Source organism: Methylobacterium sp. CCH5-D2 (genome assembly GCF_001556475.1).
Taxonomy (GTDB): Bacteria; Pseudomonadota; Alphaproteobacteria; order Rhizobiales; family Beijerinckiaceae; genus Methylobacterium; species Methylobacterium hispanicum.
In genome coordinates this window covers 1-877 of sequence record NZ_LSIX01001019.1, presented here as the reverse complement: position 1 = coordinate 877, position 877 = coordinate 1, and the positions used below count along the sequence as shown (strand labels likewise).

Annotated in this window: 1 protein-coding gene; it reads left to right on the top strand. The window is 72.5% G+C overall.

What is annotated here, in order from left to right:
* Positions 1 to 877 (top strand): NAD-dependent epimerase/dehydratase family protein (locus tag AX737_RS27730; protein WP_156454001.1); only part of this gene is annotated, 877 nt, incomplete at both ends.

The window sequence follows — 877 nt, the reverse complement described above, 5'->3', positions numbered from 1 at the left end:
TCGCCCGCCTGCCCGTGCGGCTGGTCAAGGCCGACCTCACGGATGCCGCCGCGATCGGCGCGGCGCTCGAGGGCGCCGACACGGTGTTCCACTGCGCCTACGACCCGCGCTCGCGCCGGCAGAACCTGGAGGGCGCGCGGGTCCTGATCCAGGCCAGCGCCGACGCCCGGGTCCGCCGGCTCGTCCATGTCAGCACCTTCTCGGTCTACGAGCCCTTCCCGCCGACGCCGCTCACCGAGGAGACCCGCGACGGCGACCGCGCCTGGATCTACGTGAAGGACAAGCTCGACATCGAGGCCCAGATGCTCGCCGCCGCCCGAGAGGGGCGCGTTCCGGCGACCGTGGTGCAGCCGACCATCGTGTACGGCCCCTTCTCCAAGCCCTGGACGAACGCGCCCGCCGAGGAGCTGATCTACGGCGAGGTGGTGCTGCCGGACGGCGGCGCGGGCCGCTGCAGCGCGGTCTTCGTCGACGACCTCGTGGACGGCATGCTGCTGGCCGCGACCCGCGACGCGGCGGTGGGCGAGCGCTTCATCCTGTCCGGGCCCGATACGGTGAGCTGGGGTACGTTCTTCACCGAGTTCGCCCGCGCTCTCGGCGTGCCCGGCCCGACCTCCTGGCCGCTCGCCGAGGTCTCGAAGCAGAACCAGGGCTTCGTGCGCGACGTGAAGCTGGTGCTGCGCAACCCCAAGCGCATCGTGCAGATCATCGTGCGCTGGCCCCCGGCGCGCTCGGCGCTCCAGGCGGGGCTCGACGCGCTGCCCAAACCGCTGCGCGCCCTGGTGGACCGCTACTATTTCGGGGGCGGCGGCCCGGTCTTCGGCGCGCTCATCGTGCCCGATCCGCAGAAGACCGCCCTTTACACCACGACGGCGAC